The following is a 26,819-nucleotide window of genomic DNA, read 5'->3' as shown; positions in this document are numbered from 1 at the left end:
TTCTCCGCGCAGGTTTCACACCGCAATGAGCTATCTACTCAAACGGACCGCACAGGCGGTGTTCACCGTCTTTTCGGTCATCACGCTCTCGTTCGTCATCGTCAGGCTCCTGCCCGGCGGTCCCGCCGACTTCCTGCGGGCGCAGCTCATCCAGCAGAGCGGCGGTTCGCTCACGCAGGAGCAGATCAACCAGCGCATCGCGTCGCAGACGAACCTCGCGGTCGACGAACCGTTGTACGTCCAGTACGTCGACTACATGGCGGCGATACTCCGCGGTGACTTCGGCACGTCGACGTGGCACAACGAGCCGGCGGCTGCGGTGCTCGGTCCCGCCATCCCCTGGACCGTCTTCCTCATGGCGACGTCGCTTTTCATCGCGTTCGTCCTCGGTGTCGTCCTCGGCGCGTTCATGGCGTACCGCGAGGGAAGCGGCTTCGACGTCGGCTCGACCGCCGTGTCGCTCCTCACGAACTCGGTGCCGTCGTACGTCATCGCCCTGTTGCTCCTGACGTTCGCCGGATACCGGTTCGGGTGGTTCCCGACCGGCGGGCAGTACGCCTCCGGGCTCGAACCCGGACTCAGCCCCGAGTTCCTCCTCAGCGCGATGCACCACGGCGCGCTTCCCATCGTCTCGCTCGTCGTCGCGAGCTTCGGCGGTTGGGCGCTGAACATGCGCGGCAACAGCATCCGCGTGCTCGGCGAGGACTACCTCCGAGTCGCCCGGCTCCGGGGGCTGCCGGAGCGGCGCATCGCCCTGCGGTACGTCGGCCGCAACGCCATCCTGCCGATGTACACCGGTCTCCTCATCGCCATCGGCTTCATGTTCGGCGGCTCGATCATCCTAGAGGAGATCTTCGCGTACCCCGGCGTCGGGTACTACATGATTCAGGCGATCGGCCAGCGCGACTACCCGGTGATGATGGGCGCGTTCATCCTCATCGCGATCGCGGTCACGATCGGCGTATTCGTCGCGGACGTGACGTACGGCGTGATCGACCCCCGTGCCGAAGGAGGTGAGGCGCGTGAGTCATACTGAGGCAGACGTCTCCGACTTCGAGACGGTCTCGGAGACGAGCCTCACGAAGCGCGAGCGCTACCGGCAGGCGCTGGACGAGCAGGTACTCGCGCCGATGCGGATCGTCTGGAGCGACTGGCGGGCGCGAATCTCGCTTTTCATCATCGCCGTCTATCTCCTGATGGGGACGGTGGGCGTGCTCGTCGTCCCGGAACCGTCGCCGAACCAGGGCGGCCAGCTGATCGGCGCGTTCAGGACGCTCGAACACCCGCTCGGGACGACGTACTCGGGCCACAGCATCCTCTCTCAGACGGTCCACGCGACCCCGGCGATGCTGAAGATGATCACCGCTGGCGCGGTGTTCACCGTCGTCATCGGGACCGTGCTCGGCACCGTCTCCGGCTACAAGGGCGGGACGGTCGACAGCGTGCTCATGACGCTTTCGGACGTCGCGCTCACCATCCCCGGACTGCCGCTCATCATCGTCCTCGCGGGGGCGCTGTCGGGGTCGCTCAGCGGCAATCCGTACGTCATCGGCGTGCTCCTGAGCGTCAACGCGTGGGCGGGGCTCGCGCGGGCGATCCGCTCGCAGGTGCTGACGCTCCGCGACGCCAACTACGTCGAGGCGTCGCGGATCATCGGCATCCCGACGCGCGAGATCATCGGGAAGGACATCGTTCCGAACCTGATGCCGTACATCACGATGAACTTCGTCCAACAGGCGCGGGCGGTCATCTTCGGTTCTGTCGCGCTGTACTACCTCGGTATCCTGCCGTACAACAGCGTCAACTGGGGCGTGATGATGGACGACGCCCACGGACAGGCCGGGGCGGTCTCCTCGCCGGAGGCGTTCCACTGGCTCCTCATTCCGATGCTCGCGGTCGTCATCCTCGCGCTCGGACTGACACTGTTCGCCCAGGCGGCGGACCGACTGTTCAACCCCCGCGTCAGGGCACGGCACGCGAAGACGATCCCCGACGACGACGGAGACGACGAATCGGACGGACCCACGACCACCGCGGAGATGATCAACTGATGGCGACGACAGAACGACCGACGGCGGCGGAAGAACCGAACGCGGACACCGTACTCAGCGTCCGCGACGCGAGCGTCACGTTCGAGATGGATCGCGGCGCCGCCCGCGTGCTCGACGGGATCGACCTCGACGTGAGACGCCGCGAAATCCTCGGCGTGGTCGGGGAGAGCGGGTCCGGCAAGTCGATGCTCGCCTCGGCGATGCTCGACGCGGTCGAGGAGCCGGGCCGGCTCACGGGCGAGGTCATCTACTACCCCGAGAACGGCGATCCCGTCGACGTCCTGAACCTCTCGACGGCGGAGCTGAAGCGCCTCCGCTGGGAGGAGATCTCGATGGTGTTCCAGGGCGCGCTCTCCTCGTTCAACCCGACGATGAGCATCCGAGGGCACTTCGAGGAGACGCTGCGGGCGCACGACGCGAACGTGGAAGTCGGGATGGATCGCGCGCACGAACTGCTCTCCGACCTGTATCTGGATTCCGAGCGCGTGCTCGATTCGTACCCGCACGAACTCTCCGGCGGGATGAGCCAGCGGGCGCTCATCGCGCTTTCTCTCATCCTCGAACCGAACGTGCTCGTGATGGACGAGCCGACCGCGGCGCTCGACCTCCTGATGCAGCGGTCGATCCTGTCGCTGCTGTCGGAACTACAGGAGAAGTACGACCTCACGGTCGTCTTCATCACGCACGACCTGCCGCTCGTCGCAGGACTGGCGGATCGACTGGCGGTGATGTACGCGTTCGATCTGATCGAACGCGGTCCCGCGGCGGAGCTGATCCGCGACGCGGCCCACCCGTACACCCGGGCGCTTCTGAAGGCCGTTCCGAACCTCGACGCGCCGCTTTCGACGATGCGGTCCATCGACGGTTCCGCGCCGGATCCGGTCAACATCCCCGAGGGCTGCTCGTACGCTTCGCGGTGCCCGCTCGCAGACGACCGATGTCTCAGCGAGGATCCGGTCGACGACGATGTCGGCGCTGATCGCGCCGTCGCCTGCCACTACTGGGAACAGGCCGCCGAGGCGCTCCCCTTCGAGATCGAAACGGAGGGCGGGCGATGAGCGACGAACCAGTCGTCTCGCTGTCGGACGTGGCGGTCCACTTCGAGAAGGAGCAGGGCTTCGTCGAATCGCTGTTCGACGACCCTGACACGGTGGGGGCGGTCGACGGGGTGTCGCTGGATATCTACGAGAACGACGTCGTCGCGCTCGTCGGCGAATCCGGCTGCGGAAAGACCACGCTCGGGAAGACGGCCATCGGCGTCCAGCGACCCACCGGCGGATCCGTTACGTACCGCGGGCAGGACGTCTGGGAGGCGAAAGCGGGCGGGGGCGAAATCCCGTACGAGAAGATCCGCCGGTCGTTGCAGATCATCCACCAGGATCCCGGCTCGGCGCTCAACCCCAACCGGACGGTGATGCGGACGCTCACCGCGCCGCTGAAGCGGTGGCAACCGGACATGTCGACGGAGGATCGACGGGCGCGCGTGCTCAGGATGGTAGAACGCGTCGGGATGGAACCGCCGGAGGACTACGCCAACCGCTACCCACATCAGCTGTCCGGCGGGGAGAAACAGCGCGTCGCGCTCGTCCGGGCGCTGCTCATGAACCCGGATCTCATCCTCGCCGACGAGGCGGTGAGCGCCCTCGACGTGTCGCTCCGAGTCGAGATGATGGATCTGATGCTCGAACTGCAATCGCAGTTCGACACGTCCTTTCTCTTCATCTCGCACAACCTCTCGAACGCGCGCTACCTCGCGGAGAAGTCGGGCGGTCGCGTCGGCATCATGTACCTCGGCGAACTCGTCGAGATCGGTCCCGCCGAGGAGGTGCTGGGGGACCCGCAACACCCGTACACCGAGGTCCTCCGGTGGGCGACCGCGGACCTCGAACCGGAGGCGGGAGTCGAGGAGCCGCCCGTCCGGACGATCGACGTGCCCGATCCGGTGAACCCGCCGTCCGGGTGCCGGTTCCACACGCGGTGCCCGAGCGTGATTCCGCCCGCGGAAACGGATATCAGTCAGGCGCTCTACAGCGAGATCATGGACCTTCGAAACGCCGTCGCAAAGCGGACGCTGCGAATCGACGAGAGCGCCGCGCGGGACGCCGAGGTCGCGCGCCTCCGCGAGGAGTTCTTCGACGAGTCACTCACCGAGCCGCACCGCGAGCGGATCGACCGCGCGCTCGCATCCGTCGTCGACGGATCGTGGGACGCGGCGTCCGAGGCGCTGCGCGAAGACTACGAGAGCATCTGCGAGCGCCGCCACCCGGTGCTGGCGGAAGAGCGTCACCCGACCGCCTGTCACCTCTACGACGACGGCGAAAGCGCGGAGCCGTCCGTCGCGGATGACTGAGGACCGAGAGATGAAGGAGGACCTGAACGGCGACGACGAACGCCGGGATCTCAGGCGCGAGCTGAGCGTCTTCGGCCTCTCGGAGAAGGAGATCGAGACGTACCTCGCCGTGCTCGAACGCGGGGAAGCGAAGGCGAGCACGATCTCCGAGGACGCCGGCGTCTCCACGCGGTACGTCTACAGCATCGCAGAGCGGCTCGAAAGCCGCGGGCTCGTGCAGGTGAACGAACACGCCGCGCCGACGACGGTCCGGGCCCGGCCGCCGTCGGAGGCGATCAACGCGCTGTCGGAGCGGTTGAACGCCATCACCCCCGCGTTGGAGGACAGGTACGCGGAGACCGAGCCGCAGACGGCGCAGTTCGAGACGGTGAAGTCGCGGCAGACGGCGCTCAAGCGGCTGAACGCGATCCTCTCGGGGGCCGAGGCGGAGGCGTTCCTCTCCGTGCCGGAGCGGGTGTTTCCGGGCGTGCAGGCGGAACTGGCCGACGCGGTCGATCGGGGAGTGTTCGTGCTGCTCCTTCTCAGCGGGGCTGACGCCGCGGTCGACGACCGCCGGTTCGACGGGACCGCGAGCGTCGTCCGGCGCTGGCGCGAGGACGCGCCGTTCATGCTCATCGCCGACAACCGCGCCGCGATCGTCGGCGACGCGGGGTTGCTGTCGGGAACGCACGCCGACGAGACCGCCGTGGCGCTGTCCCAAGAGCACGTCGCGGGGTCCATACTCGGGACGTTCGTAAGCAGCTTCTGGCCCGTCGCGAAGGAGACGTACGTGACCGAACCGTGCCCGCTTCCGGCGACGTTCGGCGCGTTCCGCCACGCGGTGCTGCAGGCGACGTTACACGAGCGCGCCGGGACCGACTTCGGCGCGACGGTGCGGACGGAGTCCGGGCTCGAACTCGCCGGACCGGTGACTCGCGTCCGGCAGGCGATCACCGAACCGACGACGAGCGATTTCCCCGTGGAGAACGGCCTCATCGTCGAGACCGACGCGGGCGAGATCAGCGTCGGCGGGCGGGGCGCATTCATCGAAGACTACCGGGCCGAATCCGTCACGTTGCACCCCATCGAACCGGACGAAGGCGGGGCCGAAGGGAGATAACGACGGTGTGGCGGGTCCTGTTCGCGCTCAACGTGGTGCTGCTCGCGCTGCTCGCGGTGTCGGTTCCGTTCCAACGACCCGGCACGGGCGCGTGGGTCATCTCGATCGTCAGCGTCGCAATCATCGGCGCGTCGCTCCTCGGGTTGTTCGTCCTCATCCGGATCGACTGGGACCCCTTTTCGGTCTGAGGGGCCGCCGTCGCCCGGTCGCGATCGGCCGAAAGCGCACCTCCCACTCGATCGGCGAACAGCCCTAATATTCTCCGCTTCGATCGCGACGTATGGACGAGCAGAGACGGTGGGAGTACGAGACGCTCCGACCGCCGCGCGGCGTGACGAAGAAGGAAATCGAAGATCCGACGGAGGCGCTGAACGAACTCGGCGCGGAGGGCTGGGAACTGGTCTGCCCGGTCGAGTACGTCGGCGGCGGGACGAAGTTTCTGATCCTGAAGCGGCCCGTCGACGAGGAGCGGGCGGATGGCCGATCCCTCGGCGAGGGGCGAACGAATGGGTGACATCAGCACCGAGAACACGATGCGCGAGCGGGCCGGCGAGAGCCGAGCCAAGCTCTGGCTGCTGCTCGGCGCGAACAGGCTGATCGTCACGGGGGCGATCGCGGCGGTCTTCTTCGCGCTGTTCGTCCTCCTCGGGACGGTGATCTACCCGCCGTTCCGCTCGTCGGTGACCGGCACCGACACGATCGGCACGATGTTCTCGACGATGCTCAGCGCGCTCATCACCGGCGTCACGCTCGTCGTCACCATCAGCCAGCTCGTCATCTCCCAGGAGAACGGGCCGCTCGGGGACCAACACCGGCGCATGAGCGACGCGATGGACGTGCGCTCGTTCGTCTCCGAGGTCATCGGCGAGACGGTGCCGTCGAACCCGTCGGCGCTGCTCCGGAAGCTCATCGACGCGACGGAGGCGCGGGCGAACGAGCTCAGAGAGGGCGTGAGCGGGAGCGACGACGAGACGCTCGAAGCGGAGGTCGAAGAGTTCACCGACAGCCTCACGGGGAACTCCGAAGTCGTCAAGGATCAGCTCGAAGACGCCGGGTTCGGGACGTTCGACGTGCTCTTCGCGGCGCTCAACTTCAACTACTCGTGGAAGATTCAGCAGGTCGAACGCATCAGCGAGAAGTACGGCGACGACCTCGATCGAGGGACGAAAACGGCGCTGGAGGAGCTCCGCACCGCGCTGTCGATGTTCGGCCCCATCCGCGAACACATCAAGACGCTGTACTTCCAGTGGGCGCTCGTCGACCTCTCGCAGATGATCCTGTACGCCGCGATCCCGGCCCTCCTCGTCGCGGGCGGGATGCTCACGTTCGTGACCGGATCGTCGTTCGCCGGCGCGACGCTCGGCGTCGAGAACATCCTCTGGGTCGTCGGCGTCGCCTTCACGATCACGCTGATCCCCTTCTTTCTCTTCGTCTCGTACGTGCTCCGCATCGCGACCGTGGCCAAGCGGACGCTCGCCATCGGACCGCTCGTCCTGCGCGACTCGCAGGGCTGAGACGCAGGCCGGGAGAGAACGGCACGGCTTCGGGGAAGAACGAAGGCGTTCGGAGGCGTCCGGATGCGTTTCGAAGCCGTTAAACGTCGCACCGCGGAACGTTCGGTAACTCGCCGGGCGACGGGCCGCCGGCGGGCACCCGCGACCGCGCGACGCGGCACGGGACGAGATGTGACCGGCGGGGCGCGACGCGCCCTCGACGGCGGCGACGCCGCCGGAGTCCGGTTGAATCGCAAGCGCCCGTGGTGACACCATGGCACGAAGCGTCTACTCGCACATCAAGGAAGCCTGGAAGAACCCCGACGACGGGAAGCTCGGGGAACTGCAGTGGCAGCGAAAACAAGAGTGGCGGCGACAGGGCGCGATCGAGCGCATCGAGCGCCCGACGCGGCTGGACAAGGCGCGCGAGCTCGGCTACAAGGCCAAGCAGGGCGTGATTGTCGTGCGCGCCGCCGTCCGCAAGGGCACCGCGCGCAAGGAGCGCTTCACCGCGGGTCGGCGGTCGAAGCGTCAGGGCGTGAACCGCATCACGCGACGGAAGAGCATCCAGCGCATCGCCGAAGAGCGCGTCAGCCGCAAGCACCCGAACCTCCGCGTGCTCAACTCCTACTGGGTCGGCGAGGACGGGTCGCAAAAGTGGTTCGAGGTCATCCTCGTGGACCCCGAGCACCCGGCGATTCGGAACGACGACGACCTCAACTGGATCTGTTCGGACAAGCACAAGGGTCGCACCTTCCGCGGGCTGACCAACGCGGGCAAGGCGAACCGCGGCCTCAACAACCGCGGCAAGGGGACGGAACACGTCCGTCCGAGCGCGACGAGCGGCAAAGCGCGCGGAAAGTAGCGGTCACGGCCCGGAGCGGTTTTTCACGGTACGCCGGCGCGGAGCCGCGGCTCTCCGGCGTCCGCCGTCGACGGTCAAAAACTCAGGCCAGGATGCCGTCCTCTCCGAGTTTCTCCTTGTGGGAGGTGACGACCGACTCGACGAGTTCCTCCTTGGTGTGGAACGTGGCGAGGTGTCGATCGAGATCGCCGGAAACGTCGCGACGACAGAGCGGGCATTCGATCGGGAAGGCATTTGCTTTCACAGAAATCACCGGCGGGCATAGTGCGTGGGCGAATAAATACCTGTTTTCGTCTCCTCGTGACGGTCACGAATCGGAGACGGCAGACGAGAGGACGCAACGCGGTCGTGTCGCTCGCCTCACTCGCCGCGCTCTGCGACCTTCACGAGCTGTTTGCCGACGTTTTCGCCCTCGAACAGGCCGAGGAACGCCTCCGGCGCGTTCTCCAGCCCATCCGTGACCGTCTCGCGGTACCGGAGGTCGCCCCCTCGCACCCACCGCCCCAGCCGCTCCGTCGCCCGTCGGAACCGCGGTTCGAAGTCGCTCACGAGAAAGCCCTCGACGCGGGCGCGCGTCTCGATGAGCGTTCCGAGCTTCCGCGGCCCCGTCGGCACGGACTCCCGATTGTAGAGGGCGATCTGCCCGCAGACCGCGACCCGCGCGTCCACGTTCAGGTGCGAGAAGACGGCGTCCGTGATCGGCCCGCCGACGTTGTCGAAGTAGGCGTCCACGCCGTCGGGAGCCGCCTCGGAGAGCGCCGTCCGGTAGTCGTCCGTCGCGGCGTAGTTGATCGCCTCGTCGAACCCGAGTTCGTCGGTGAGAAACGAGACCTTCTCCTCGGAGCCGGCGACGCCGACGACGCGACAGCCGTTCATCCGGGCGATCTGGCCGGCGACGGAGCCGACCGCGCCCGCCCCGCCGGAGACGACGACCGTATCGCCGGGGTCCGGCTCCGCGACCTCCAGCATCCCGAAGTACGCGGTCCGTCCGGGCATCCCGAGCACGCCGAGCGCGGTCGAGATCGGCGCGAGGTCGGGGTCGACGGGGTGGAGTTCGTGGCCCTCGACGGCGACGTAGTCGGCCCACCGGAGGTTTCCGGTGACGACGTCGCCGGCTTCGAACGCGCCGTGGTTCGACTCGACCACCTCGCCGACGACGCCGCCGCGGAGTGGATCGCCGACCGCCCACGGCTCGGCGTAGGACTCGCGGTCGCGCATTCGACCGCGCATGTATGGGTCGACGGAGAGATACAGCGTCCGGACGAGCACCTCGCCGGGGCCGGCCGCCGGGACGTCCGCTTCGATCAGTTCGAACGTGTCCGGGTCGGGTTTGCCCTCGGGGCGCTTCGCGAGCAGGAACTGCCGATTGCTGTCGGCCATGATCGAACCGACGGCCGCGACCCCGACAGTCCTTGCGGTAAAAGCGGCGTCTGCCGGAACGATCGGGTCGAACGGCGGACCGGGATCCACATGACGCGCCTCGCCCGGACGAGGAACGCGCGCGACCTATCGGGGCGGGTCGAATCGACGCCTGATGGCCGCCGTGATCGAGAGCGCGCGTTCGACGCGTTCGTCCGCCTCCGCGCTGTCCGTCTCGTCGACGCGCTCCAGCAGCTCCTCGACGTGGTCGACGCGCTCGCGGATCGTCTCCGCCGTCGCCGCCGAGTCGACGAGATCCGCCGCGACGGCCTGCGCCTCGCCGATCCACAGGTTCGCCTCCCGACGGATCGGCAACTCCTCGGTCGCTTCGAGTTCGGCGTGGAGCGCCCGGAGGAGGTCGTCCGTCATCGGCGCTCCGACGGCGGGTCGCGCTCCCCGTCGTCCGTGTCCTTCCGGGCGAGCCGCTCGGCGTCGGCGCGGTTCATGGTCGGGAGGTCGTCCGTCTCGGCGTCGATGAGGCCGTACAGGAGGAGCGTCCCGCCGACGGCGAAGACGAGGAACAGGAGAAAGAGGCCCGCGGCGTCCATGTCGGGGGATCCGCGGGCCGTCGAGTTAACCGTTTCGCCGTACTGACACGACGGCGCGCGACGGCGGAGGCGGTGCCGAGCGCTGTCCGGGGCCGGTCCCAAAGAGACGCGCGCGTCGGACGTCTCACCACTCGTCGCCCAGCCGCTCGCGCGCCCGGCGGTACCCCGCGGCCGTCCGCCACGCCAGCCCGCTCGCGACGTGTCTGACCTCGTACGGCGCGCGGCACGACCCGCAGCGCCGGCGTTCGGGCTCCGTCACCGTCGCCGAGGCGCGGTGGCGCTCCGCGGTCCAGTCGCACGCCGGATCCGTGCAGACGAGTCGGAGTCGACCCGCGCTGAATCGCGGACAGCGCACCGACACGTCGAGGTCGGCGGCCTTCCGACGGAACCGCGGGCCGTGCGAGGACTCGCCGAACCGCTGGTACTCCCACGCGTGGATCAGCTCGTGGCGGATCACCTCGGCGAACCGATCCCACCCGTACGCGCGGTAGGCCGCCCGCGCGAGCCGGATCGTCGTCGTCCCCGAGCCGCGGTCGTAGAGACACGCCCCCGCGCGCCGTTTCGCGCGCGTCGAGACCTCCCACCGGACCGCCGAGAGGTCGACCGGAAGGTCGACCGTTTCGGCGTACTCGCGGGCCCGGGCGAGCAGTTCGTCGTGCGTCTCCGCCGGCGTCGAGTCCATCGTTCGGGCGTCGAACCCGTTTTCGGCGCGGGGGCTTAAACGCGCGTCAGACGCGGCGAGCGTCGTCGAGGCGACGATTACGCTGGACGGCCCTCCGGTGGAGGCGGGCCGTGGGCTTATGCGACCTCGCCCGAAAGAACGGCTATGAGCCTCTCACTCGACGCGACGCAGCTCGACCGGTACTCCCGGCACATCATCATGGACGAGGTGGGTCCGGAGGGTCAGGCGAAGCTGCTGGACGGCCGGGCGCTCGTCGTCGGCGCGGGCGGGTTGGGCGCGCCGGTCGTCCAGTACCTCGCGGCCGCGGGCGTCGGCACCCTCGGGATCGTCGACGACGACGACGTCGAGCGATCGAACCTCCAGCGGCAGGTCATCCACGCCGACGCGGACGTGGGCGTCCCGAAGGTCGAGAGCGCCGCCTCGTTCGTCGAGCGGTTGAACCCCGACGTGACGGTCGAGACCCACCGAACCCGCCTCGGTCCGGAGAACGTCGGGTCGCTCCTCGACGGGTACGACCTCGTGGTGGACGCTTCGGACAACTTCCCGACCCGCTACGTGGTCAACGACGCCGCACGGCTAGCCGGCGTGCCCGTCGCCCACGGCGCGATCTACAAGTTCGAGGGGCAGGCGACGACGCTCGTGCCCGACGGGCCGTGTTACCGCTGTCTCTTCCCCGAAGCCCCCGAGCCGGGGACGGTCCCCGACTGCGCGACGACCGGCGTGCTCGGCGTGCTCCCCGGCACCGTCGGCTGCGTCCAGGCGACGGAAGCCGTGAAACTCCTCCTCGGGGCGGGCGAGGTGCTGCGCGGACGGCTCCTCTTTTACGACGCGATGGAGATGAGCTTCGAGACGGTTCCGTACCGGCGGAACCCGGACTGTCCCGTCTGCGGTGACGACCCGATCGACTCCATCGACGGCGTCGAGTACGTCGACGGGTGCGCGATAGAACTGTAGACGACGGAGCGCGGTCAGCGGAAACCGAGCACCCAGCGGATCACCTCGGTGCCGACGAGGAGTCCGCCCTCGGGGCGCGAGAGGCGTCGGCCCGACCACAGCGCCGCGACGAGGAGGACCACGAGTCCGAGGAGCCAGAGCGCGCTGTCGAACGCCGCCGGCGAGACCGAAAGCGGCGCGATCGCCGCCGCGACGCCGAGGACGCCGAGGACGTTGAACACGTTGCTGCCGATCACGTTGCCGACCGAGACGTTCGTCTGGCCGCGCGCGAGCGCGACGAGCGACACCGCGAACTCGGGCGTCGAGGTGCCGGCGGCGACGACCGTCGCGCCGATGATCCACTCGGAGACGCCGGCGTCGCGGGCGAGCGACACGGCGCTGCCCACGAGGAGGTGGCCGCCCCCGACGACGACCGCGAGGCCGACGAGGAGCAGCGCGACGTCGAGCGGGCCCCTGCCGCCGCTCGTCCCGTCCGACGGGTTCGACGGGTTCGGCGTCGGCGACGCGGCCGACGGCCCTTCGATGGATCCGTCCGATCGATCGTCGGGCGTCGCGTTCGACGCCGCCGAATCGCCGGGCGCGAGCCGGAACAGCAGGAGGAGGTACCCGACGAACAGCGCGAGCAGCAGCGCGCCTTCGAGCCGCGACACGCGCAGATCCCACGTGATGCCGAGCAGGAGCGCGACCGTTCCGAGGAGCACGAGGCCGTCGCGGCGGACCAGCTCCCGCGAGATCGGGATCGATCGGACGAGGGTGACGACCCCGAGGATGACGGCGGTGTTGTAGATGTCGCTGCCGATCACGTTGCCGACGGCGAGGTCGCCTCGACCGAGGAGCGCCGCGTCGATCGTGACCACTAACTCGGGCAGGGAGGTGCCGACGGCGACCACCGTCAGACCGATGACGAGCTCCGAGAGGCCGAGCCGTCGGGCGAGGTCGACCGCGCCGTCGACGAACAGCCGCGAGCCGCCCCAGAGGGCGACCACGGCGACGCCGACGAGCGCGAGGTCGACGACGACGGATGCGTTCACGCGTCACCCGACGGCCGCCGGGCAAATAAATCGTGGTCGAACGGAAGCCACCGACGGGCGCGTGAGACGTCGCGAGAGGTGCACGAGCCGAGAGGTGAACGAGACGAGAAGTGCACGAGACGATAGGCGTATGGGACGCCCACGAGAAGCCGAAGTATGAGCCTTCCGGAGCTGCTGACGGCGATGCCGTACTGCGATCACCTCGGCATCGAGGTGACGGTCGCCGAGGACGGGTACGCCGAAGGGTCGCTCGACCTCGCCGCGGAGCACTCGTCCGTCCCGGGGCGGGTCGTCGCCCACGGCGGCGTGCCGTACGCCCTCGCCGACACGATCGGCGGCGCGGCGGTCATCTCGCTGCACCGCGCGCCGACGCCGACGGTCGACATGCGGATCGACTACCTCGCGCCGGCGCGGGCGAACCTCGTCGCGGAGGCGGAGGTGGTGCGCGACGGCGGCAGCGTCGCGGTCGCCGACGTGACCGTTCGAGACGACGGCGGCGCGCGCGTGGCGAACGCCCGCGGCGTCTACAAGACGGGCGGGGGCGAGGGGGAGACGGCGTGGGGCGGTCCCGTGGACGGCGAGTAGGCCGGCCGTCGGAATCGGCCCGTGGTCCGCCCGCAACTCACCGCCGGGCGCGCGCCAGGAACGAAAGCGCCGCGCCCAAGAGGCCGACGTTCTTCAGGAAGTTAATTTGCTCCCGCTGTTTCGCCTCCCCCTCCTGATTCCAGAAGTCGTGCATGACGGGCGTCACGCCGACGAGGAAGGAGGCGATGGCCCCGGCGGCGAGCGTCGGCAGCCGCCACAGCGCGACGCCGACGCTGCCGAGCACCAACATTCCGCTCGACGCGGGCACGAGAATCTCGGCGAACGGGACGCCCTTCGCCTCGGCGTAGCCGACGCTCGCCTCGACGTCGCGGAGGTTGTCGAACCCCGAGTAGGCGAGGACGCCGGCGAACAGTAGCCGTCCAAGGAGCGACGGCGGCGCGTCCGACCCGTCGTCGTCGGTTCCGTCGACCTCGATCTCGACCGCCCCGTCGGTCTCACTCATCGATCTCACCCCCGTCGGTCGCCGCGAGCGACGACCCGCCGTCAGCGACGGGTCGTCCCCGGCGCACGTCGAGCTGCGGCAGCCGGGCTTCCAGCCGCTCGCGGTCGTCCGCAAGCCACGGTGGGAGTTTGAGGCCGGTTCCGAGGTCCGCGACCGCCTCGTCGAGCGCGAAGCCCGGCGGATCGGTCGCGATCTCGAACAGCACGCCGCCCGGCTCGCGGAAGTAGATCGAGCGGAAGTACTGGCGGTCGCGGACCGGCGTGACGCCCAGCCCGCGGTCGGTCAGTTGCTCGCGCCAGGCGAGCTGCGTCTCGTCGTCGGGCGCGCGGAAGGCGACGTGGTGGACGGTGCCCGCGCCCGCGACGCCGCGCGAGGCGTCGGAGTCGACGACGAGGTCGACGACGGTTTCGGGGACCGGCGCGGTGTCGCCGTCGCCCGCCTCGGCGTCTCCGTCCGTCCCGGCGTCGCCCGCCCCGTCTTCAGCCGCGCCACCGGCGCGGTACCGGTCGCGGTCGTCCTCCTCGCCGACGGACTCGAAGCCCATCGCGCGGAGGAGATCCGCGGTCGGCCCGCCGTCGGCGACCGAGAGCGAGACGCCGAAGAGGCCGCGGACGGCGTACTCCGGCGGGGCGGGCCCGTTGGTCCACGGCTCGATGGCGTCGGCCGCGGGGTGGGCGACGAGTTCGAGTCGGAGCCCGTCGGGGTCGCGGAACGCGAGGACGCGCTCGTCGAACCGCGCCGTCGGTTCGTCGTACTCGACGCCGAACTCGTCGAACCGGTCGGCCCAGTAGTCGAGCGACGACGGCGGGGCGAGGAACGCGGTCGTCGAAACCTGCCCGGCTCCGACGCGTCCGGTGCGCGCGCCCTCGAAGGGGAAGAACGTGAGGATCGTCCCCGGAGCGCCGACCTCGTCGCCGTAGTAGAGGTGGTACGTGGTCGGGTCGTCGAAGTTCACCGTGCGCTTTACGAGTCGAAGCCCCAGCGCGTCGGTGTAGAAGTCGACGTTTTGCTGGGGATCGCCCGCGATCGCCGTGACGTGGTGGATTCCGGTCGTGGTGATGCTCATGGTGGATCGGTGAGTGTGGACCGGGCGTCCGTCCGCCCGGTGCTATCACTTCGTTACCAGGTACGGTTCCGAACCCATATATGCCCTCGCCGACGACGGTGTAACCAGGTAACAGCCATGCCAGCGGACGCACACGGGAGTCGTTCGACGGAGGGGTACTCGGAGGCGGCGTGCTTCGTCATCGACTCGCTGAAGCAGATCGGATCGCAGTGGCGACTCATCGTGCTCCACGACCTCCAGGAGGGCGAAAAGCGGTTCAACGAGCTCAAGCGCTCGACGGGCGCGAACTCGCGGACGCTCTCGCGCGTGCTCGACGACCTGCGGGAGATGGGCTTCGTCGACCGGCGGCTGGAGGAGGACGCCCCGGTGGCGACGTACTACAGCCTCACGCCGAAGGGGCGGTCGCTCTGTCCCGTCTTCGACGAAATCGAGGCGTGGGCGCAGGAGTGGCTGGACGAGCCGCTCGTCGACGGAGGGTGACGGAGCGATCGAAGAGCGAGCGCGGACGACCCGCCTCGGGTTTCAGGCGTCGTCGTCCGCGGCCCACCGCGTCGCCAGTTTGACGCTGAGCGCGGCGAGCGCGACGCCCGCGACGACGTCGGTCGCCCAGTGGATCCCCAGGTACATCGTCGAGATGACGATGCTGAGGGCGAGCACGCCCGCGAGCGCCGTCCACCGGGGGTACACCTCTCGCGAGCGCCAGGCCAGCGCCGCGACCGTAACCGACAGCGACGTGTGCAACGAGGGAAACACGTTCGTGTTAGTGTTGACCTGCGCCGTCAGGAGCTGAAACCGCGGGTACGTCGTGAAGAGGAGCGAATCGACGAGGTCGGAAAGCAGGTTCCGCGGGCCGTAGGCGATGAAGAACACGTAACAGACGAGTCCGAGCGCGTAGTTGAGGCTGTACGCGATCACGAGTTCCCGCAGCGGTCGCGCGTCGTCGAGCGCGGCGTACGCGAGCAGCGGGAACACGAGGAGGAAGACGTAGCCGTAGACGTAGACGTACGAGAAGTACGCCGTGAGCGGGGGGGTGGCGAACGACTGGACGAACGGGACGAACTCGCCTTCGAGGGCGTAGATGTAGCCGGTGATGTTCCAACCGATGAGCCAGGAGAACTCGGGAACGACGTCGCGGATGGCGCTGTTTACGAGCAGAACGACCGCGAGGATCGAAATTTGGGGGGCGACCGCGCGCAGTCGTCCGCGGAGGGTTCGTCTGAGGCGACGGAGCCGGTCGACGCCGACGATGCCGTACGCCGCGCCCGCGCCCAGAACGAGCACCACGGCGACGACCTCGGCGAGGGTCGTGAGCAGACTCATTGCACCCAGGTTGGAGTCACCGGTTGAGGAGTTTGTCGGCTTCGTTGTACTGGTAGCCGGCCTGGCGGAACACCGCCCGGGCGCGCTCGGCGTCGACCGTGCCGTCCTCGCCGAGGAACGGCGTCACGGGGTCGGTTTCGTCCCACTCGAGGTCCTCGGGGAGCCACGAGGTCTCCGCGAGGGGGCTCGCCGCCGGCGACGCGTACCGGTCGAACACGTTCTCGGCGAGGAACTCCTTGTCGATCAGCCTCGCGACCGTGTGTCGGAATCGGGGGTTCGAAAGCGGCGACTGGCGCGCGTTGAATCCGACGTAGTAGAACGCCTGCGAGCGGCGGGCGAGCAGTTCGAGGTCGGACGATCTGGCGATTCGGGAGACCGTTTCGGTGCTGAGGTTCGCGACCGTGGCGTCGGCCTCGTCGGTCGCGACGAGTTCGACCGCCGAGGAGTCGGACGCCGTGATCTGCACGCGCAGGCGGTCGAACGCGGGGCGTGCGTCGAACGAGAGCGGACCGTCGTCGGCGGCGTCGACGAGGAAGTGGTCCTCGAACAGCGAGAGGACGAGCGACTCGTCCGCGCTGCTGCGCTCGTACCGGAACGGACCGTTCCCGACCGGTTCGGGGTTGTTCCAGACGAGCGCCTCGGTGGTCTCCCCGTTGACCTCGATGCCCGCGATCCGGGCGTTGTCCGTCTTCTCCGACCAGACGTGTTCGGGGAGCAGCGGGATCGTCAGGGCACGCTCTGCGACCGCCTCGCTGCCGCGGACGAAGCGGATTTTGACCGTCCGGTCGTCGATGACGGAGACGTCTCTGACGAGCGTGCTCCGGCCGCGGAACCGCGGCGCTGGGACCGTCCCCTCGGCCTCGTCCATCGTCGTGTCGGGGAGGAAGTCGTACGTGAACGCCACGTCCTCGGCCGTGAGCGCCCTCCCGTCGTGCCAGTACAGATTCGGACGGAGTCGGACCTCGACCGCCGGGGAGGCGTCGTCGGTCCCCCAGGTGAGGTCTTCCGCGATCCAGGGGTTGACCGTGCCGTCGTACCGACGACAGAGCGGTTCGTAGAGCAGGTCGATGAACGTCCCGTGCCACCGGAACTCGGCGGCGATGGGGTTGCGGTTCTCCGTGATTCGCGGATCCGTGGTCGTGAGCCGGAGTTCGACCTCCTCGTCCTCCTCGAACTCCGCGTCGGACCGGCGTTCGAGCGCCAAGAGTTCGAGCGGCGAGTTCGGACCGAACTCGTCCCATCCGGAAAAGCGGTCGGTTCGAACCGCGCTGAGCACGTCGGGAAACGCGACCGTGACGAACGGGGCCGTCTGCGCGATCGTGTGCTGGAGATCCGCCGCGGCGTCGCGACGCGTCGATCCGGACGTGGTTCGCTGTTTCTCCAGAAGCTCGTCGACGGTGAGGTTCGCGTACCCGAACGGGTTCTGCCAGCCCTGCTCGGAGCCGAACTTCGAGTGCAACAGCGAGTAGAGCGAATCGGGGTCCAGCGACCACGCCTCGGGGTACTGACCGACGTACACCTCGAATTCGTGGTTTATCAACACCTGCCGGTAGAGTTCTTCGACGTCCATCGGGACGATCTGCGCCGCGATTCCGGCGTCCTCCAGCGTCGACGCGAGGTGGCGAGCGATGTGGATGGCGTACGGATCGCTGTCGGCCGGCACCGTCTTGATCTCGAGCGAGATTTGACGGGCGGGGTCCCGCGCGACGACGTTTCGGACGCGTTTTACGCACCCCGCGGTGCCGAGCGTCGACGCGGCCGCGATACCTCCGAGCACCGCTCGCCGCGTCCCGCGGAGTTCGCTTCGATCGTCAGTCCGAGCCATTGACTACGTCTCGGGGAGTTACTCGGCCGGTACAATAACAGTTCTGTGGCTCACGTTCGCATCCTGATCGGAAGACGTGTCAGCTCGACCGTATCGTTCGGACCACATAGCAAGAAGTTACATAGCCCTCACCGTAGGGGCACAGAAGCATGCCGTCGCGGCGAGTAACGCGGTTGGTCCTTGCGGGCGTCGTGGCTCTGTCCCTCCTGGTTCTCGTGACCGGGTACGTGACGGGCGACGTATTGGGCGGCGATCAGATACAGGGCGATCAGGCGGCCGAGGAGGCGTTCAAGAGCGGCAACGGCGCTCCGGTCGTCGGGCCGCGAGAGAACATCACCGTCGTCAGCGGCGACTCGAACGCGTTCGTTAACGACGACGGGCCGGGTCCGCGCCAGCAGGCGGAACTCGCCGCCTTCGACCGCGACGGGAGCGTCTACTACTACAACAACTCCCACACGAGGTACTGGGACGTCGATCCGGTGCCGGGAACGCGGACGACCGTGGAGTACCTCTACTCGGATCACCTGAGCGCGGACGAGTGCGCGGCCGAAACCGTCTGCACCCGCAACGGAATCGAGCGGGTGAACCTCACGACGGGCGAGGTCACCCCGATCTACGACCGGATCACGCCCGACAAGCACTCGACGCGGTGGCACGACGCCGACCGCATCGACGAGAACCGCTACCTCGTCGCGGACATCCACCAGGACCGCGTGTTCATCGTCAACACCGAGACCGAACTCATCGAGTGGGAGTGGGACGCGCAGACCGACTACGACACCGACAGCGGCGGGCCCTACCCCTCCGACTGGACGCACCTGAACGACGTCGAACACGTCGAGATCGACGGGCGCGAGGTCGTCATGGTGAGCCTCCGGAACCAGGACAGCGTCGTGTTCATCGACGTCGAGCGGGGCCTGATGGAGGACTGGACGCTCGGCGAGGACGGCGACCACGACACGCTCTACGAGCAGCACAACCCGGACTACATCCCGCCCGAAAACGGCGGCCCGGCGGTGCTCGTCGCCGACAGCGAGAACAGCCGAATCGTCGAGTACCAGCGCGTCGACGGCGGGTGGGAGAAGTCCTGGGAGTGGAGCGACCCGCGGATGCAGTGGGCCCGCGACGCCGACCGCCTGCCGAACGGCCACACCCTGATCTCCGACTCGAACGGCGACCGGGTGTTCGAGATCGACGAGAACGGCGAGGTCGTCTGGAACGCCGACGTCGGCTTCCCCTACGAGGCCGAACGCCTCGGCACCGGCGACGAGAGCGCCGGCGGTCCCAGCGCGGCGTCGATCGACCTCCCCTCGCGGACGGCGAGCGACGGGAGCGCCGACGAGGTCGGTCCCGTCGGCGCTGCGTGGCTGCAAGTCAAAGCCGCGGTCCCGTCGAAGCTCGTGAACGCCATCGCCTACGTGATCCCCCGGTGGATGGGTTCGATCGAGCTCGCCGCGCTGCTCGGCCTCCTCGTCGGCGGAGGGGTCTGGGCGGCGGCCGAGTGGCGGTGGCGCGGATTCTCCGTGAGCGTGCGATCGCCGGTACGATTCGGAAGGAAGTAACGCGTGGTTCGAAACGGAACGAGAGACGAACGATTCGACCTCGAAATGGCATTACAGATGATCGGATTGACAGGCGAGACGCGAACGATCGGCTCGACGGGTGAGACGTAGATGGGCGACTCGACGGAATCCGCGGGCCGGGAGGCGTCGACCGATTCGTCGGCGTCGGCGATCCGCGACCGGTGGGCGAAAACGGCGAAAAGGCGCGACGAGACCGCGATCTTCGAGGCGGCCGATCGGCTCTGGCTCGCCCCGGTGCTCATCGCGGGCGTCGCGGTGTACCTCGTCTATCTGGCGACCCACCAGTACCCGGGGTTCGGCGCGGGGCTGTACATGCAGATCGCCGAGGAGATCGTCGGCCACGGCTACGGCTTCCCCGAGCGGATCCCGTACTACACCGCAGACGGCGTCCCCTTCGCCTATCCGCCGCTCATGTTCTACGTGTCGGCGGTCATCCTGGATCTGACCGGCGTCGATCCGATCACGCTGAGCCGGTTCCTGCCGGGGCTCGTGACCATCGCGTACCTGGTGCCGATCTACCTGCTGGTCCGCGACGTGCGGAACTCCCGGCCGGAGGCGACGGCGGCCGCGCTGCTCGTGGCGGTCAACCCGCAGATCCTCAAGTGGCACATCTCCGCCGGTGGCGTCGTCCGCGCGCCGGCGGTGTTCTTCGCGCTGTGCGGCATCTACGCGGGCTATCACCTCTTCCGCTCGGGCGAGCGCCGGTGGCTCGTCGCCTCGCTCGTCCTTTTCACCCTGACGGTGCTGACGCACCCGACGTACACGCTCTTTTTCGTCCTGACGTTCCTGCTCCTTTGGGTCGCGTACGACCGCTCTCTCGCCGGCCTCGTCAGCGGTTCGATCGTCGGCTTCGGCGGCGCGATACTCGCAGCGCCGTGGTGGATTCAGGTCGTACAGGCGTTCGGGCCGACCGTCTTCTTCGCCGCCTCCGGAACGCACGGCGGCATCGGCGGCGGGGTCTTCGAGTTCCTGTCGGGGCTCTTCCCCTGGGCGATCGTTCCGCTCGTCGCGGCGTGCTACCTGCTCGCCGCCCGGTACGTGTTCCTCCCCCTCTGGTTCCTGATCGCCGAGTTCGCCGTCCAGCAGTCGCGGTTCGCGTACCTTGTGGGATCGATCGTCCTCGTCGTCGCCGCGGTCGAGTTCGGCCGCCGACGCCTCGCCGCGTCGCGGCTCACGCGCCCCGGCGTTCGCGCGCCGCTCTTCGTCGCCTTCATCGTGGTCACGTCGACGGCCGGCGTCGGCTACCTCGCCTACGACATGACCGACGAGACGGGCACGGAGACCCCGCCGTTCATCGACGACGACGACGTCGAGGCGATGGAGTGGGCGGCGTCGGAGACGGACCCCGAAGCGACGTTCGTCGTGATGGGCGACGCCGCGGAGTGGTTCCCGGCGAAGACCCACCGGACGATCCTCGTCGGCCCGTGGGGCGTCGAGTGGGTCAGCTCCGAGGCGTACAACCGGCAGCTCGACGCCTACGCGAACGTGTCCGCGTGCGACTCGGAGTCCTGCGTGAACCGGTGGCTGGACCGCAGCGACGCCGACCCGGACTACCTGTACGTGCCGCGCGGCGGGTACGTGATCCGCGGGAGCCACCACGTGCAGTACGGATCGCTCGAACGCGCGCTGCGACTCTCGGAGCGGTACGAACCGGCGTACGAAAACGAGGGCGTCGTGATCTTCCGGCGCGTCCGCGAGTAGCGCGTACCCTCGCCGTCCGACCCGTCCGCGACGGCGAGCGCCGCGGCCTCAGAGCACGCCGAGGAGCGGGAGCAACAGACACGCGGCCCAGCCGACGACCCCGAGCGTCGTGACCGACCGCCCCTCCTCGGTGCCGTGGCGGGCCTCGCCGGCGGCGATCAGGCCGAGCGAGACGAGCAGCGCGACGCGGTGGAGGACGAGCTGGATAGGGAGCGAGACGACGCCGAGCGCGCCGAAGTCGAGGACGATCGCCGCCCCGAGACCCGCCACCGCAACCGCGAACGCGACGCTCGAGTCCAGCGGGCGCGCGAGCCGCGCGGCGAGAAGCGGCGTCCCGAACGCGAGGATCGGATACAGCGCCCCGGCGAAGAGCTTCGGCGACACGCCGGGCAGCGCGCGTTCGAGGGCGATTCCCGCCGACCTGACGCCGAGATACAGGAGGACCAGCCCGAAGAACAGCCCGATCTCGCGGCCGTACTCGGCGACGCCGTGTGCGAACTCCTCGCGGAGGCGGGAGGGCGACGGGAGGTCCCGCCGAAGCTCGTCGACGGACGGGAGGTCCGACCGCGTCGAGAGGACGCCGGAATCGTCACGGAGGCGATCGAGTCGATCGTCCCGCCGCACCCGAAGCGCGCCGACGAGGGCGAGGGTGAGCGCGAGGTCGACGACGGTCACCCAGCCGTCGCTGCCGCCGCCGCGGTGGCCGTGGTAGACCCGCCGGACGTCCTCGACGAACGGTTCGTCGATGAAGTCGGATTCGATGACGAGCCCGGCGCTCCGGACGCCGGTGACGGTGTGCCGGAGGCGGAACCAGTCCCAGTACTCCTGGTGGGCCTGCATCGCGGTCCACTCCCGGTCGGGATCGACGTACGCGCGGACGTGGTACCGCGATCCGAGGTACGACCCCGTGTGAAGCTGGTAGCTCTCGTCGACCCACTGGCCGCGGTCGCCGGTGACGTTCGGCTCGACGTACGTGTACCGGGTCGAACCGCGCGCAGCGCCCCACTCGACGCCCTCGTCGTCGATTTCGACCGACTCGACCGAGTGCGCCTCGGCGGTCGCGTCCGTCTCGTTCTCGGTCGTCCGATTCCACTCCAGCGACGTTCGCTCCGTCATCGCGCGTCGGACCGCGGTCGGATCGCCGTGGACGACGACGTTGATCGCGAGCGTTCGCTCGTCGGGCGACCGGGCGGAACTCGTGTACGGCCAGAGGTGGCTCCCGTTCTCTCGCGGCTCGACGAGGTTCTCCTCGGAGACAGCCTCCGGGGAGGACCCCGACGCGGAACCCCCGTCGATGACGCCGGCGACCGCGAGGCTCGCCACGAGGACGACCAGCACGACCCACACGCGCGCGCTCGGCATCTGTCCGAGATTTCTGCCTCGGGACTATCAGCTTTTCTGATACTGTTGTCTCGACAAGAGGACCGGGTGGCGGCGAGGACGGCGAGCCCCGCCGGCGTCGCTCCGCGCCGGCCGATCACCGAACGGTGCCGCCGCGCGTCGCTCGTGCGCCGCCGATCCACAGCCCGATCGCCTTCTTTTAGTGGATATTAGATTCTTCGCGGTCCATCCGCTCCTGCCGGGCAGACTTAATACCGAACCAGTTGAGGACTTTTCTGGCCAGCGGGGAGGAGTTCCCGATGTATTCGTCCTCACTCTTTTGCCGAGCGGACATTGTCTTACCTGAGCCTACAAGATAGAGAGTAATAATTCTGTCCCACCTAAAAGCATTAGCCATAGAACGAGGCCAGCAGCAAATTCACCGATCCCTCTGCGGACCGAGAAATCGCTGAACAGGAACCGAAACGCCAGCGTTGTGAGGATGATTATCCCCTCTGCGACGCTTAACTCCACAGTTGGTTGTTTGAAACAGAGTACCCCACCCGGTGGCACACATGTAGGAAGGAGGTTGGGTATCGCAACTTGTAATCCTGCAATCAGCAGGAGCAAGACCCCCAAGAATATGGACGACACTGTGTAGAAGACGTACGTATTATTCTTATCTATTTCTTGAGAATTCAATTTAGTCCAACGTCGATACATTTGAATCAGTTCGTCCTTCTGAGTTCGGAACTGGCCGCTCTGGAGCCTCCTCTGTGCAAATTGACCGGGGTACTCAGTGACGAGATAGGTCGATGAGCCGATGAAGACGGTTCCTGCAAGCAGAAGGAGTCCGATACTGGAGAAGATGACCGGAATCCATCCAATAACGACGTCACCTTCGCGGGTGGTTATCCCCACTGCAGCAATGATGAACCCAGCAATGAGAATCGCGGTGCGAACGGACCGCATGGCCTTGTCATTGATGTCTCGTAATTGATCGACTTGACGGTCATATTCTCTGCGGAGCTCTTCCAGCGCGTCATCTTCAGGTTCCGTCCTGCCAGATCGACTGGGCTTCCGCATTCTCTCTCAATCGACATTCTCGCAAGGTGACTATTATTTTGACGGTGTGTCAGTAGGGGAGGTGTTCAAATCAGGTCGGCACCTTCGGAAAAGACAGTGTGTTTGTTACGTACCGAGTTCGTGACTATAACATTCCGCAGAGGGGGTTCAGACGCCTTCGATTAACCGCTCCAACTGCTTCGGTGGAACCGCCCCACGAGCCCCGTAGCCATCGTAAGCGAACGTCGGAACACCAGTCACGCCTGATTGGTGCGCCTCCGAAAACTTCTCCCGAACCTCTCGACGAAGCGTCTCGTCACTGAACGCAGAGCGGATCTCGTCGCCATCGATATCTACCTCTTCGGCGAGTGCGACGAGGAGCCCCTCGTCGCCAATGTCACTCCCCTCCTGCCAGAGCGCATCGAAAACGGCGACGTCGAACGAAAGCCACGTTTCGTATGGATAGTGTTCCTTGACGTAGTACGACGCAATCTGAGCGGGCAGAGAATCGACATCGGTCGCGATCTCGTGGATCATCTCGACGTCATACTTCTCTTGCAACCGACGAACGCTCTGCTTCGCCTGCGCGTAGTAATCGTCGTCCTTGCCATCATCAACCGAATGGTCAATCGTGCCATCGGGATTTCGCTTCTGCGAACGCAGGTCGAACGGGTGCCAATCTATCTTGAGTGGCTTGTCTCGTGCTTCCTGATACCGGCTGAGTGATTCTCTCCCCAGATAACAAAAGGGACACACATAATCCGAGTATACCGTAACCGCCTCTGTCGACGACTGGTCCATACATGTTGCGTTGCCAGTCGAGACATAAAAACGAGCGGTGAGCGTGGCCCACCAGTGCACGAGCGCAAAGTTGGGTGACGAGTCGGGAGATCGCGGCGGACATCGACTCTCTGAACGCGCAGCACCCCCGTTTTACGCCAAAGAGACGCACCCCGAACGCCGGCGCAGTTGAAACGGCTCGTCGAGGGCGTTTGAACGCACTCACCGCCGCATCCGCGTCCGCTCTTCGAGCCGCTTTTCGAACCACTGCCACTCGCGGGTGAACTGCCCCGACTCTTTCAGGTTCCAGACGTCGGCCCCGGTGACGATGTGACCGAGGCGGTACGACTGGAGCATGTTCACGAGCCAGACGATGATGCCGACGGCGAGGATCAGCGCGCCGACGGACGAGATCTGCTGGAGGGTGAGGAACTCGAACCCCCCCGGGTACGACGCGTACCGGCGCGGGAGGCCGAGCTGTCCGAGGAGGAGCTGCGGCGCGAACGTCACGAACACGCCGACGATGCTCAGGTAGGCGTGGACGCGCGCGAGCGTCTGGTCGTACATCCGGCCGGTGAGCAGCGGGAACCAGTAGTAGTTGGCGGCGAACATCGCGAAGGCGATGATGCCGACGACGATGAAGTGGAAGTGACCCACCACGTAGTAGGTGTCGTGGAGCACGAGGTCGACCGGGATCGACGCCAGAAAGATCCCCGTCACGCCCCCGACGATGAACAGCCCGATCCCGCCCACGCAGAACAAAAACGGCGCTGTCAGGCGGATTCGACCGCCCCAGAGGGTGGCCATCCAGTTGAAGGTCTTGACGGCGCTCGGGATGGCGATCGCGATCGAGATCGCCATGAAGCTGGCGCGGAGGCGGGGATCGATGCCGGTGGCGAACATGTGGTGGGCCCAGACGCCGAACGAGAGCACCCCGATCGCCAGCGTCGAGTACACCACGAACTTGAAGCCGAACAGCCGTCGTCCCGCGAACTTCGGCAGGATCAGGCTGATCAGGCCGAACGCCGGGAGGACGAGGATGTAGACTTCGGGGTGGCCAAAGAACCAGAACAGGTGCTGCCAGAGGATGGGCGAGCCGCCCTCGACCGCGAAGAACGTCGTTCCGAAATTCCGGTCCAGGAGCAGCATGAGCAGCGCGCTGCCGAGCACCGGGAACGCGAACACGATGAGGCCGCTCGTCGTGAGCATCGTCCACGTGAAGATGTCGAGGTTGGCCCAGGTGACCTCCTCGCTGCGCTCCGTGAAGACGGTCACGATGATGTTGATCGCGGCCATCAGCGTCGCCAGCCCGCTCAGGTGTAACCCGAGCAACAGGAGATCGATCTGGGGGTTCACCATCTGCGTCGACAGCGGCGTGTACATCGTCCAGCCGATGCCCGGCGGCTGGAGGGCGAACAGGACGTCCAGCTGGAGGCCGACGGCGGCGAGCACCTTCCCGACGACCTCGGTGATGAGCCCGCCCCGGACGAGGAGAAGCGACGGTGGGAGGAGCCAGAAGGCGATGGCGTTGATGCGGGGGAAGGCCATGTCGTCCGCGCCGACGAGGATCGGCACGAAGTAGTTCGCGAGCCCCGTGAACACCGGCGTCACGAGGAAGAACAGCATGATGAGTCCGTGCGTGGTGAACACGGCGTTGTACGTTTCGGCGTCCCAGATGTCCGTCGCGGGCGTGAACAGCTCCGCCCGGATCATCATCCCGTCGGTCGCGCCCCACAGCCCGGCGACGATCCCGAGGATGATGTAGAGGACGCCGATGTCCTTGTGGTCGACGGTGGTGAGCCAGCGGAAGACGCCGGCGGGTTTTTCGGTCTCGAAGATCGATCCAGGGAGGTAGCCGCCGTCGGAGGCGACGTCGTCGGCCGCGCCGCCGCGGTGGATCGCGACGGCCGCGAGGACGCAAAGCAACGCCGTGACGACGAGGAGCCCGGAGAGAAGCGTTACCACGGGAACCACGTCCTGCGTTCGGGAGTCCCGAGGACCATGCGCGGGCTAGGGATCGGAGGGGGAAATAACTACCCTCTTCGACCGGATTGTACCGATTCCCGAACCGTAACGATCGATCGCTGCGAACCTACCGGTGCGCTTCCGCCGGTTCGGCCCGGTCGTTTCTGAAGTCGCTCTCGGACGACAGCCGCGCGTACACCGCGCCGAGCGTGAAGCCGTAGGCGAGGTGGGCGACCAGCGTGAGCCCGGCGTAGACGACGAACAACGGGCCCCCGATGTCGCCGCGGCCCGCGATGACGAACGCGATCCAGAGGACGGACGCGAACGCCATCCCGCGGGTCGCGGGGTCCGGACCACCCGGGAGGTAATCCTCCAGCGCGAGGAAGAGAAGCGGCCACGCGACCGCCCCCGCGACGAGGAAGATGATCACGCCGAGGAACTGGTTCCCCGGCATGCCGACGAACCGCGCGACCGCCTCGAACAGGCCGATGGCTTCGCGGGTTTCCACCTCCAGAAGCAACAGCAAGACTGACATGACCGAGATGCCGGCGACGCCGCCGGCGATGGCGCTGAGTGGTCGGTTCATACGTACAGGTCACGGAGCCCCCCGATAAAAATGCCCGCCTCGGGGACCACTACCGCTAAGTATCACAC

Annotated in this window: 29 protein-coding genes; 14 read left to right on the top strand and 15 right to left on the bottom strand. The window is 67.5% G+C overall.

The genetic code is table 11. From position 1 onward, the window contains the following. Positions 1-25 precede the first annotated feature (25 nt). The 9 genes from C3L37_RS10755 to C3L37_RS10715 all read left to right on the top strand — a co-directional run bounded on the left by C3L37_RS10755 (position 26) and on the right by C3L37_RS10715 (position 7,858). Entirely contained in the window at positions 26-1,036 is a 1,011-nt protein-coding gene (locus C3L37_RS10755; protein ID WP_129114596.1) for an ABC transporter permease, read from the top strand. Next, positions 1,023-2,051 (top strand): ABC transporter permease, encoded by a 1,029-nt coding sequence (locus tag C3L37_RS10750; protein WP_228546196.1) that lies wholly within the window; start codon positions 1,023-1,025, stop codon positions 2,049-2,051. Before C3L37_RS10755 ends, C3L37_RS10750 begins: the two co-directional genes overlap by 14 nt. Then, positions 2,051-3,109: an ABC transporter ATP-binding protein gene (locus C3L37_RS10745; protein ID WP_129114594.1), complete on the top strand. Its 1,059-nt coding sequence runs from the start codon at positions 2,051-2,053 to the stop codon at positions 3,107-3,109. The genes C3L37_RS10750 and C3L37_RS10745 overlap by 1 nt, the downstream gene beginning before the upstream one ends. Beyond that, complete coding sequence (locus tag C3L37_RS10740; RefSeq protein WP_164974735.1) at positions 3,106-4,401, top strand: oligopeptide/dipeptide ABC transporter ATP-binding protein; 1,296 nt, start codon at positions 3,106-3,108, stop codon at positions 4,399-4,401. Before C3L37_RS10745 ends, C3L37_RS10740 begins: the two co-directional genes overlap by 4 nt. Further along, positions 4,394-5,500, top strand: a complete 1,107-nt coding sequence (locus tag C3L37_RS10735) for a TrmB family transcriptional regulator (RefSeq protein ID WP_228546195.1) — start codon at positions 4,394-4,396, stop codon at positions 5,498-5,500. The genes C3L37_RS10740 and C3L37_RS10735 overlap by 8 nt, the downstream gene beginning before the upstream one ends. Before the next feature lie 5 nt (positions 5,501-5,505). Beyond that, complete coding sequence (locus C3L37_RS10730) at positions 5,506-5,688, top strand: hypothetical protein (RefSeq protein WP_228546194.1); 183 nt, start codon at positions 5,506-5,508, stop codon at positions 5,686-5,688. Between the two features lie 92 nt (positions 5,689-5,780). Further along, on the top strand, positions 5,781-6,014 hold the full coding sequence (locus C3L37_RS10725) for a DUF4177 domain-containing protein (RefSeq protein WP_129114593.1): 234 nt from the start codon (positions 5,781-5,783) through the stop codon (positions 6,012-6,014). After that, a complete protein-coding gene (locus tag C3L37_RS10720; RefSeq protein ID WP_164974734.1) occupies positions 6,007-7,014 on the top strand; it encodes a hypothetical protein in 1,008 nt (335 codons plus the stop codon). The genes C3L37_RS10725 and C3L37_RS10720 overlap by 8 nt, the downstream gene beginning before the upstream one ends. Before the next feature lie 253 nt (positions 7,015-7,267). Beyond that, complete coding sequence (locus C3L37_RS10715) at positions 7,268-7,858, top strand: 50S ribosomal protein L15e (RefSeq protein WP_129114591.1); 591 nt, start codon at positions 7,268-7,270, stop codon at positions 7,856-7,858. Between the two features lie 82 nt (positions 7,859-7,940). Here the strand turns inward: C3L37_RS10715 and C3L37_RS24330 are convergent, their stop codons facing one another. The 5 genes from C3L37_RS24330 to C3L37_RS10695 all read right to left on the bottom strand — a co-directional run bounded on the left by C3L37_RS24330 (position 7,941) and on the right by C3L37_RS10695 (position 10,507). After that, a complete protein-coding gene (locus C3L37_RS24330; RefSeq protein WP_164974733.1) occupies positions 7,941-8,111 on the bottom strand; it encodes a hypothetical protein in 171 nt (56 codons plus the stop codon). 107 nt (positions 8,112-8,218) lie between these two features. After that, complete coding sequence (locus C3L37_RS10710) at positions 8,219-9,238, bottom strand: NADP-dependent oxidoreductase (RefSeq protein WP_129114590.1); 1,020 nt, start codon at positions 9,236-9,238, stop codon at positions 8,219-8,221. 126 nt (positions 9,239-9,364) lie between these two features. Continuing rightward, positions 9,365-9,646, bottom strand: a complete 282-nt coding sequence (locus C3L37_RS10705; protein WP_129114589.1) for a hypothetical protein — start codon at positions 9,644-9,646, stop codon at positions 9,365-9,367. Then, the gene (locus tag C3L37_RS10700) at positions 9,643-9,825 is read right to left on the bottom strand and encodes a hypothetical protein (RefSeq protein ID WP_129114588.1); all 183 of its coding nucleotides are present in this window, start codon (positions 9,823-9,825) and stop codon (positions 9,643-9,645) included. Before C3L37_RS10700 ends, C3L37_RS10705 begins: the two co-directional genes overlap by 4 nt. 124 nt (positions 9,826-9,949) lie before the next feature. Continuing rightward, complete coding sequence (locus C3L37_RS10695; protein ID WP_129114587.1) at positions 9,950-10,507, bottom strand: SprT-like domain-containing protein; 558 nt, start codon at positions 10,505-10,507, stop codon at positions 9,950-9,952. A 144-nt stretch (positions 10,508-10,651) separates the two neighbouring features. Here C3L37_RS10695 and ubaA point away from each other — a divergent pair, with 144 nt between their 5' ends. Then, a complete protein-coding gene (gene ubaA / locus C3L37_RS10690; protein WP_129114586.1) occupies positions 10,652-11,461 on the top strand; it encodes an SAMP-activating enzyme E1 in 810 nt (269 codons plus the stop codon). A gap of 14 nt (positions 11,462-11,475) precedes the next feature. Here ubaA and C3L37_RS10685 read toward each other — a convergent pair whose 3' ends face one another. Beyond that, positions 11,476-12,492 (bottom strand): calcium/sodium antiporter, encoded by a 1,017-nt coding sequence (locus tag C3L37_RS10685; protein WP_129114585.1) that lies wholly within the window; start codon positions 12,490-12,492, stop codon positions 11,476-11,478. Between the two features lie 156 nt (positions 12,493-12,648). On the opposite strand from C3L37_RS10685, the gene C3L37_RS10680 reads away from it, so the two are divergent. Then, on the top strand, positions 12,649-13,077 hold the full coding sequence (locus C3L37_RS10680) for a PaaI family thioesterase (protein ID WP_129114584.1): 429 nt from the start codon (positions 12,649-12,651) through the stop codon (positions 13,075-13,077). A 37-nt stretch (positions 13,078-13,114) separates the two neighbouring features. On the opposite strand, the gene C3L37_RS10675 is transcribed toward C3L37_RS10680, so the two are convergent. Both C3L37_RS10675 and C3L37_RS10670 read right to left on the bottom strand, forming a co-directional pair. Next, positions 13,115-13,540, bottom strand: coding sequence for a DoxX family protein (locus tag C3L37_RS10675; protein ID WP_129114583.1), 426 nt, complete (start codon positions 13,538-13,540; stop codon positions 13,115-13,117). Beyond that, a complete protein-coding gene (locus tag C3L37_RS10670; protein ID WP_129114582.1) occupies positions 13,533-14,606 on the bottom strand; it encodes a ring-cleaving dioxygenase in 1,074 nt (357 codons plus the stop codon). Before C3L37_RS10670 ends, C3L37_RS10675 begins: the two co-directional genes overlap by 8 nt. Before the next feature lie 117 nt (positions 14,607-14,723). Between C3L37_RS10670 and C3L37_RS10665 the strand changes: the two genes are divergently transcribed. Continuing rightward, the gene (locus C3L37_RS10665; protein WP_129114581.1) at positions 14,724-15,086 is read left to right on the top strand and encodes a winged helix-turn-helix transcriptional regulator; all 363 of its coding nucleotides are present in this window, start codon (positions 14,724-14,726) and stop codon (positions 15,084-15,086) included. Positions 15,087-15,128: 42 nt separating this feature from the next. Here C3L37_RS10665 and C3L37_RS10660 read toward each other — a convergent pair whose 3' ends face one another. Together C3L37_RS10660 and C3L37_RS10655 are read right to left on the bottom strand one after the other, a co-directional pair. After that, positions 15,129-15,926 (bottom strand): phosphatase PAP2 family protein, encoded by a 798-nt coding sequence (locus C3L37_RS10660; RefSeq protein ID WP_129114580.1) that lies wholly within the window; start codon positions 15,924-15,926, stop codon positions 15,129-15,131. A gap of 16 nt (positions 15,927-15,942) precedes the next feature. After that, the gene (locus C3L37_RS10655) at positions 15,943-17,751 is read right to left on the bottom strand and encodes an ABC transporter substrate-binding protein (protein WP_129114579.1); all 1,809 of its coding nucleotides are present in this window, start codon (positions 17,749-17,751) and stop codon (positions 15,943-15,945) included. A 149-nt stretch (positions 17,752-17,900) separates the two neighbouring features. Here C3L37_RS10655 and C3L37_RS10650 point away from each other — a divergent pair, with 149 nt between their 5' ends. Further along, entirely contained in the window at positions 17,901-19,313 is a 1,413-nt protein-coding gene (locus C3L37_RS10650) for an arylsulfotransferase family protein (RefSeq protein ID WP_129114578.1), read from the top strand. 111 nt (positions 19,314-19,424) lie between these two features. Further along, on the top strand, positions 19,425-21,035 hold the full coding sequence (locus C3L37_RS10645) for a 6-pyruvoyl-tetrahydropterin synthase-related protein (RefSeq protein ID WP_129114577.1): 1,611 nt from the start codon (positions 19,425-19,427) through the stop codon (positions 21,033-21,035). Positions 21,036-21,083: 48 nt separating this feature from the next. Here C3L37_RS10645 and C3L37_RS10640 read toward each other — a convergent pair whose 3' ends face one another. The 5 genes from C3L37_RS10640 to C3L37_RS10615 all read right to left on the bottom strand — a co-directional run bounded on the left by C3L37_RS10640 (position 21,084) and on the right by C3L37_RS10615 (position 26,751). Next, entirely contained in the window at positions 21,084-22,397 is a 1,314-nt protein-coding gene (locus C3L37_RS10640; protein WP_164974732.1) for a hypothetical protein, read from the bottom strand. 327 nt (positions 22,398-22,724) lie between these two features. Further along, a complete protein-coding gene (locus C3L37_RS10630) occupies positions 22,725-23,441 on the bottom strand; it encodes a hypothetical protein (RefSeq protein ID WP_129114574.1) in 717 nt (238 codons plus the stop codon). Between the two features lie 147 nt (positions 23,442-23,588). Continuing rightward, positions 23,589-24,221, bottom strand: a complete 633-nt coding sequence (locus C3L37_RS10625) for a DsbA family oxidoreductase (RefSeq protein ID WP_129114573.1) — start codon at positions 24,219-24,221, stop codon at positions 23,589-23,591. Positions 24,222-24,422: 201 nt separating this feature from the next. Next, a complete protein-coding gene (locus tag C3L37_RS10620) occupies positions 24,423-26,165 on the bottom strand; it encodes a cbb3-type cytochrome c oxidase subunit I (RefSeq protein WP_129114572.1) in 1,743 nt (580 codons plus the stop codon). A gap of 127 nt (positions 26,166-26,292) precedes the next feature. Next, positions 26,293-26,751 (bottom strand): DUF6789 family protein, encoded by a 459-nt coding sequence (locus C3L37_RS10615; RefSeq protein ID WP_129114571.1) that lies wholly within the window; start codon positions 26,749-26,751, stop codon positions 26,293-26,295. Positions 26,752-26,819: the final 68 nt, after the last annotated feature.

It is taken from the genome of Halegenticoccus tardaugens, assembly GCF_004116405.1.
GTDB classification, from domain to species: domain Archaea; phylum Halobacteriota; class Halobacteria; order Halobacteriales; family Haloferacaceae; genus Halegenticoccus; species Halegenticoccus tardaugens.
This window is presented reverse-complemented; position numbering and strand designations above follow the sequence as displayed.

What these genes read in the sequence shown, in the direction of transcription:
- C3L37_RS10755 (WP_129114596.1), top strand. Translation starts at nt 26, where the DNA reads ATGAGCTATCTACTCAAACGGACCGCACAGGCGGTGTTCACCGTCTTT.
- C3L37_RS10745 (WP_129114594.1), top strand. Translation starts at nt 2,051, where the DNA reads ATGGCGACGACAGAACGACCGACGGCGGCGGAAGAACCGAACGCGGAC.
- C3L37_RS10740 (WP_164974735.1), top strand. Translation starts at nt 3,106, where the DNA reads ATGAGCGACGAACCAGTCGTCTCGCTGTCGGACGTGGCGGTCCACTTC.
- C3L37_RS10735 (WP_228546195.1), top strand. Translation starts at nt 4,394, where the DNA reads ATGACTGAGGACCGAGAGATGAAGGAGGACCTGAACGGCGACGACGAA.
- C3L37_RS10725 (WP_129114593.1), top strand. Translation starts at nt 5,781, where the DNA reads ATGGACGAGCAGAGACGGTGGGAGTACGAGACGCTCCGACCGCCGCGC.
- C3L37_RS10720 (WP_164974734.1), top strand. Translation starts at nt 6,007, where the DNA reads ATGGGTGACATCAGCACCGAGAACACGATGCGCGAGCGGGCCGGCGAG.
- C3L37_RS10715 (WP_129114591.1), top strand. Translation starts at nt 7,268, where the DNA reads ATGGCACGAAGCGTCTACTCGCACATCAAGGAAGCCTGGAAGAACCCC.
- C3L37_RS10710 (WP_129114590.1), bottom strand. Translation starts at nt 9,238, where the DNA reads ATGGCCGACAGCAATCGGCAGTTCCTGCTCGCGAAGCGCCCCGAGGGC.
- C3L37_RS10705 (WP_129114589.1), bottom strand. Translation starts at nt 9,646, where the DNA reads ATGACGGACGACCTCCTCCGGGCGCTCCACGCCGAACTCGAAGCGACC.
- C3L37_RS10700 (WP_129114588.1), bottom strand. Translation starts at nt 9,825, where the DNA reads ATGGACGCCGCGGGCCTCTTTCTCCTGTTCCTCGTCTTCGCCGTCGGC.
- C3L37_RS10695 (WP_129114587.1), bottom strand. Translation starts at nt 10,507, where the DNA reads ATGGACTCGACGCCGGCGGAGACGCACGACGAACTGCTCGCCCGGGCC.
- ubaA (WP_129114586.1), top strand. Translation starts at nt 10,652, where the DNA reads ATGAGCCTCTCACTCGACGCGACGCAGCTCGACCGGTACTCCCGGCAC.
- C3L37_RS10680 (WP_129114584.1), top strand. Translation starts at nt 12,649, where the DNA reads ATGAGCCTTCCGGAGCTGCTGACGGCGATGCCGTACTGCGATCACCTC.
- C3L37_RS10675 (WP_129114583.1), bottom strand. Translation starts at nt 13,540, where the DNA reads ATGAGTGAGACCGACGGGGCGGTCGAGATCGAGGTCGACGGAACCGAC.
- C3L37_RS10670 (WP_129114582.1), bottom strand. Translation starts at nt 14,606, where the DNA reads ATGAGCATCACCACGACCGGAATCCACCACGTCACGGCGATCGCGGGC.
- C3L37_RS10665 (WP_129114581.1), top strand. Translation starts at nt 14,724, where the DNA reads ATGCCAGCGGACGCACACGGGAGTCGTTCGACGGAGGGGTACTCGGAG.
- C3L37_RS10660 (WP_129114580.1), bottom strand. Translation starts at nt 15,926, where the DNA reads ATGAGTCTGCTCACGACCCTCGCCGAGGTCGTCGCCGTGGTGCTCGTT.
- C3L37_RS10655 (WP_129114579.1), bottom strand. Translation starts at nt 17,751, where the DNA reads ATGGCTCGGACTGACGATCGAAGCGAACTCCGCGGGACGCGGCGAGCG.
- C3L37_RS10650 (WP_129114578.1), top strand. Translation starts at nt 17,901, where the DNA reads ATGCCGTCGCGGCGAGTAACGCGGTTGGTCCTTGCGGGCGTCGTGGCT.
- C3L37_RS10645 (WP_129114577.1), top strand. Translation starts at nt 19,425, where the DNA reads ATGGGCGACTCGACGGAATCCGCGGGCCGGGAGGCGTCGACCGATTCG.
- C3L37_RS10640 (WP_164974732.1), bottom strand. Translation starts at nt 22,397, where the DNA reads ATGCCGAGCGCGCGCGTGTGGGTCGTGCTGGTCGTCCTCGTGGCGAGC.
- C3L37_RS10630 (WP_129114574.1), bottom strand. Translation starts at nt 23,441, where the DNA reads ATGCGGAAGCCCAGTCGATCTGGCAGGACGGAACCTGAAGATGACGCG.
- C3L37_RS10625 (WP_129114573.1), bottom strand. Translation starts at nt 24,221, where the DNA reads ATGGACCAGTCGTCGACAGAGGCGGTTACGGTATACTCGGATTATGTG.
- C3L37_RS10615 (WP_129114571.1), bottom strand. Translation starts at nt 26,751, where the DNA reads ATGAACCGACCACTCAGCGCCATCGCCGGCGGCGTCGCCGGCATCTCG.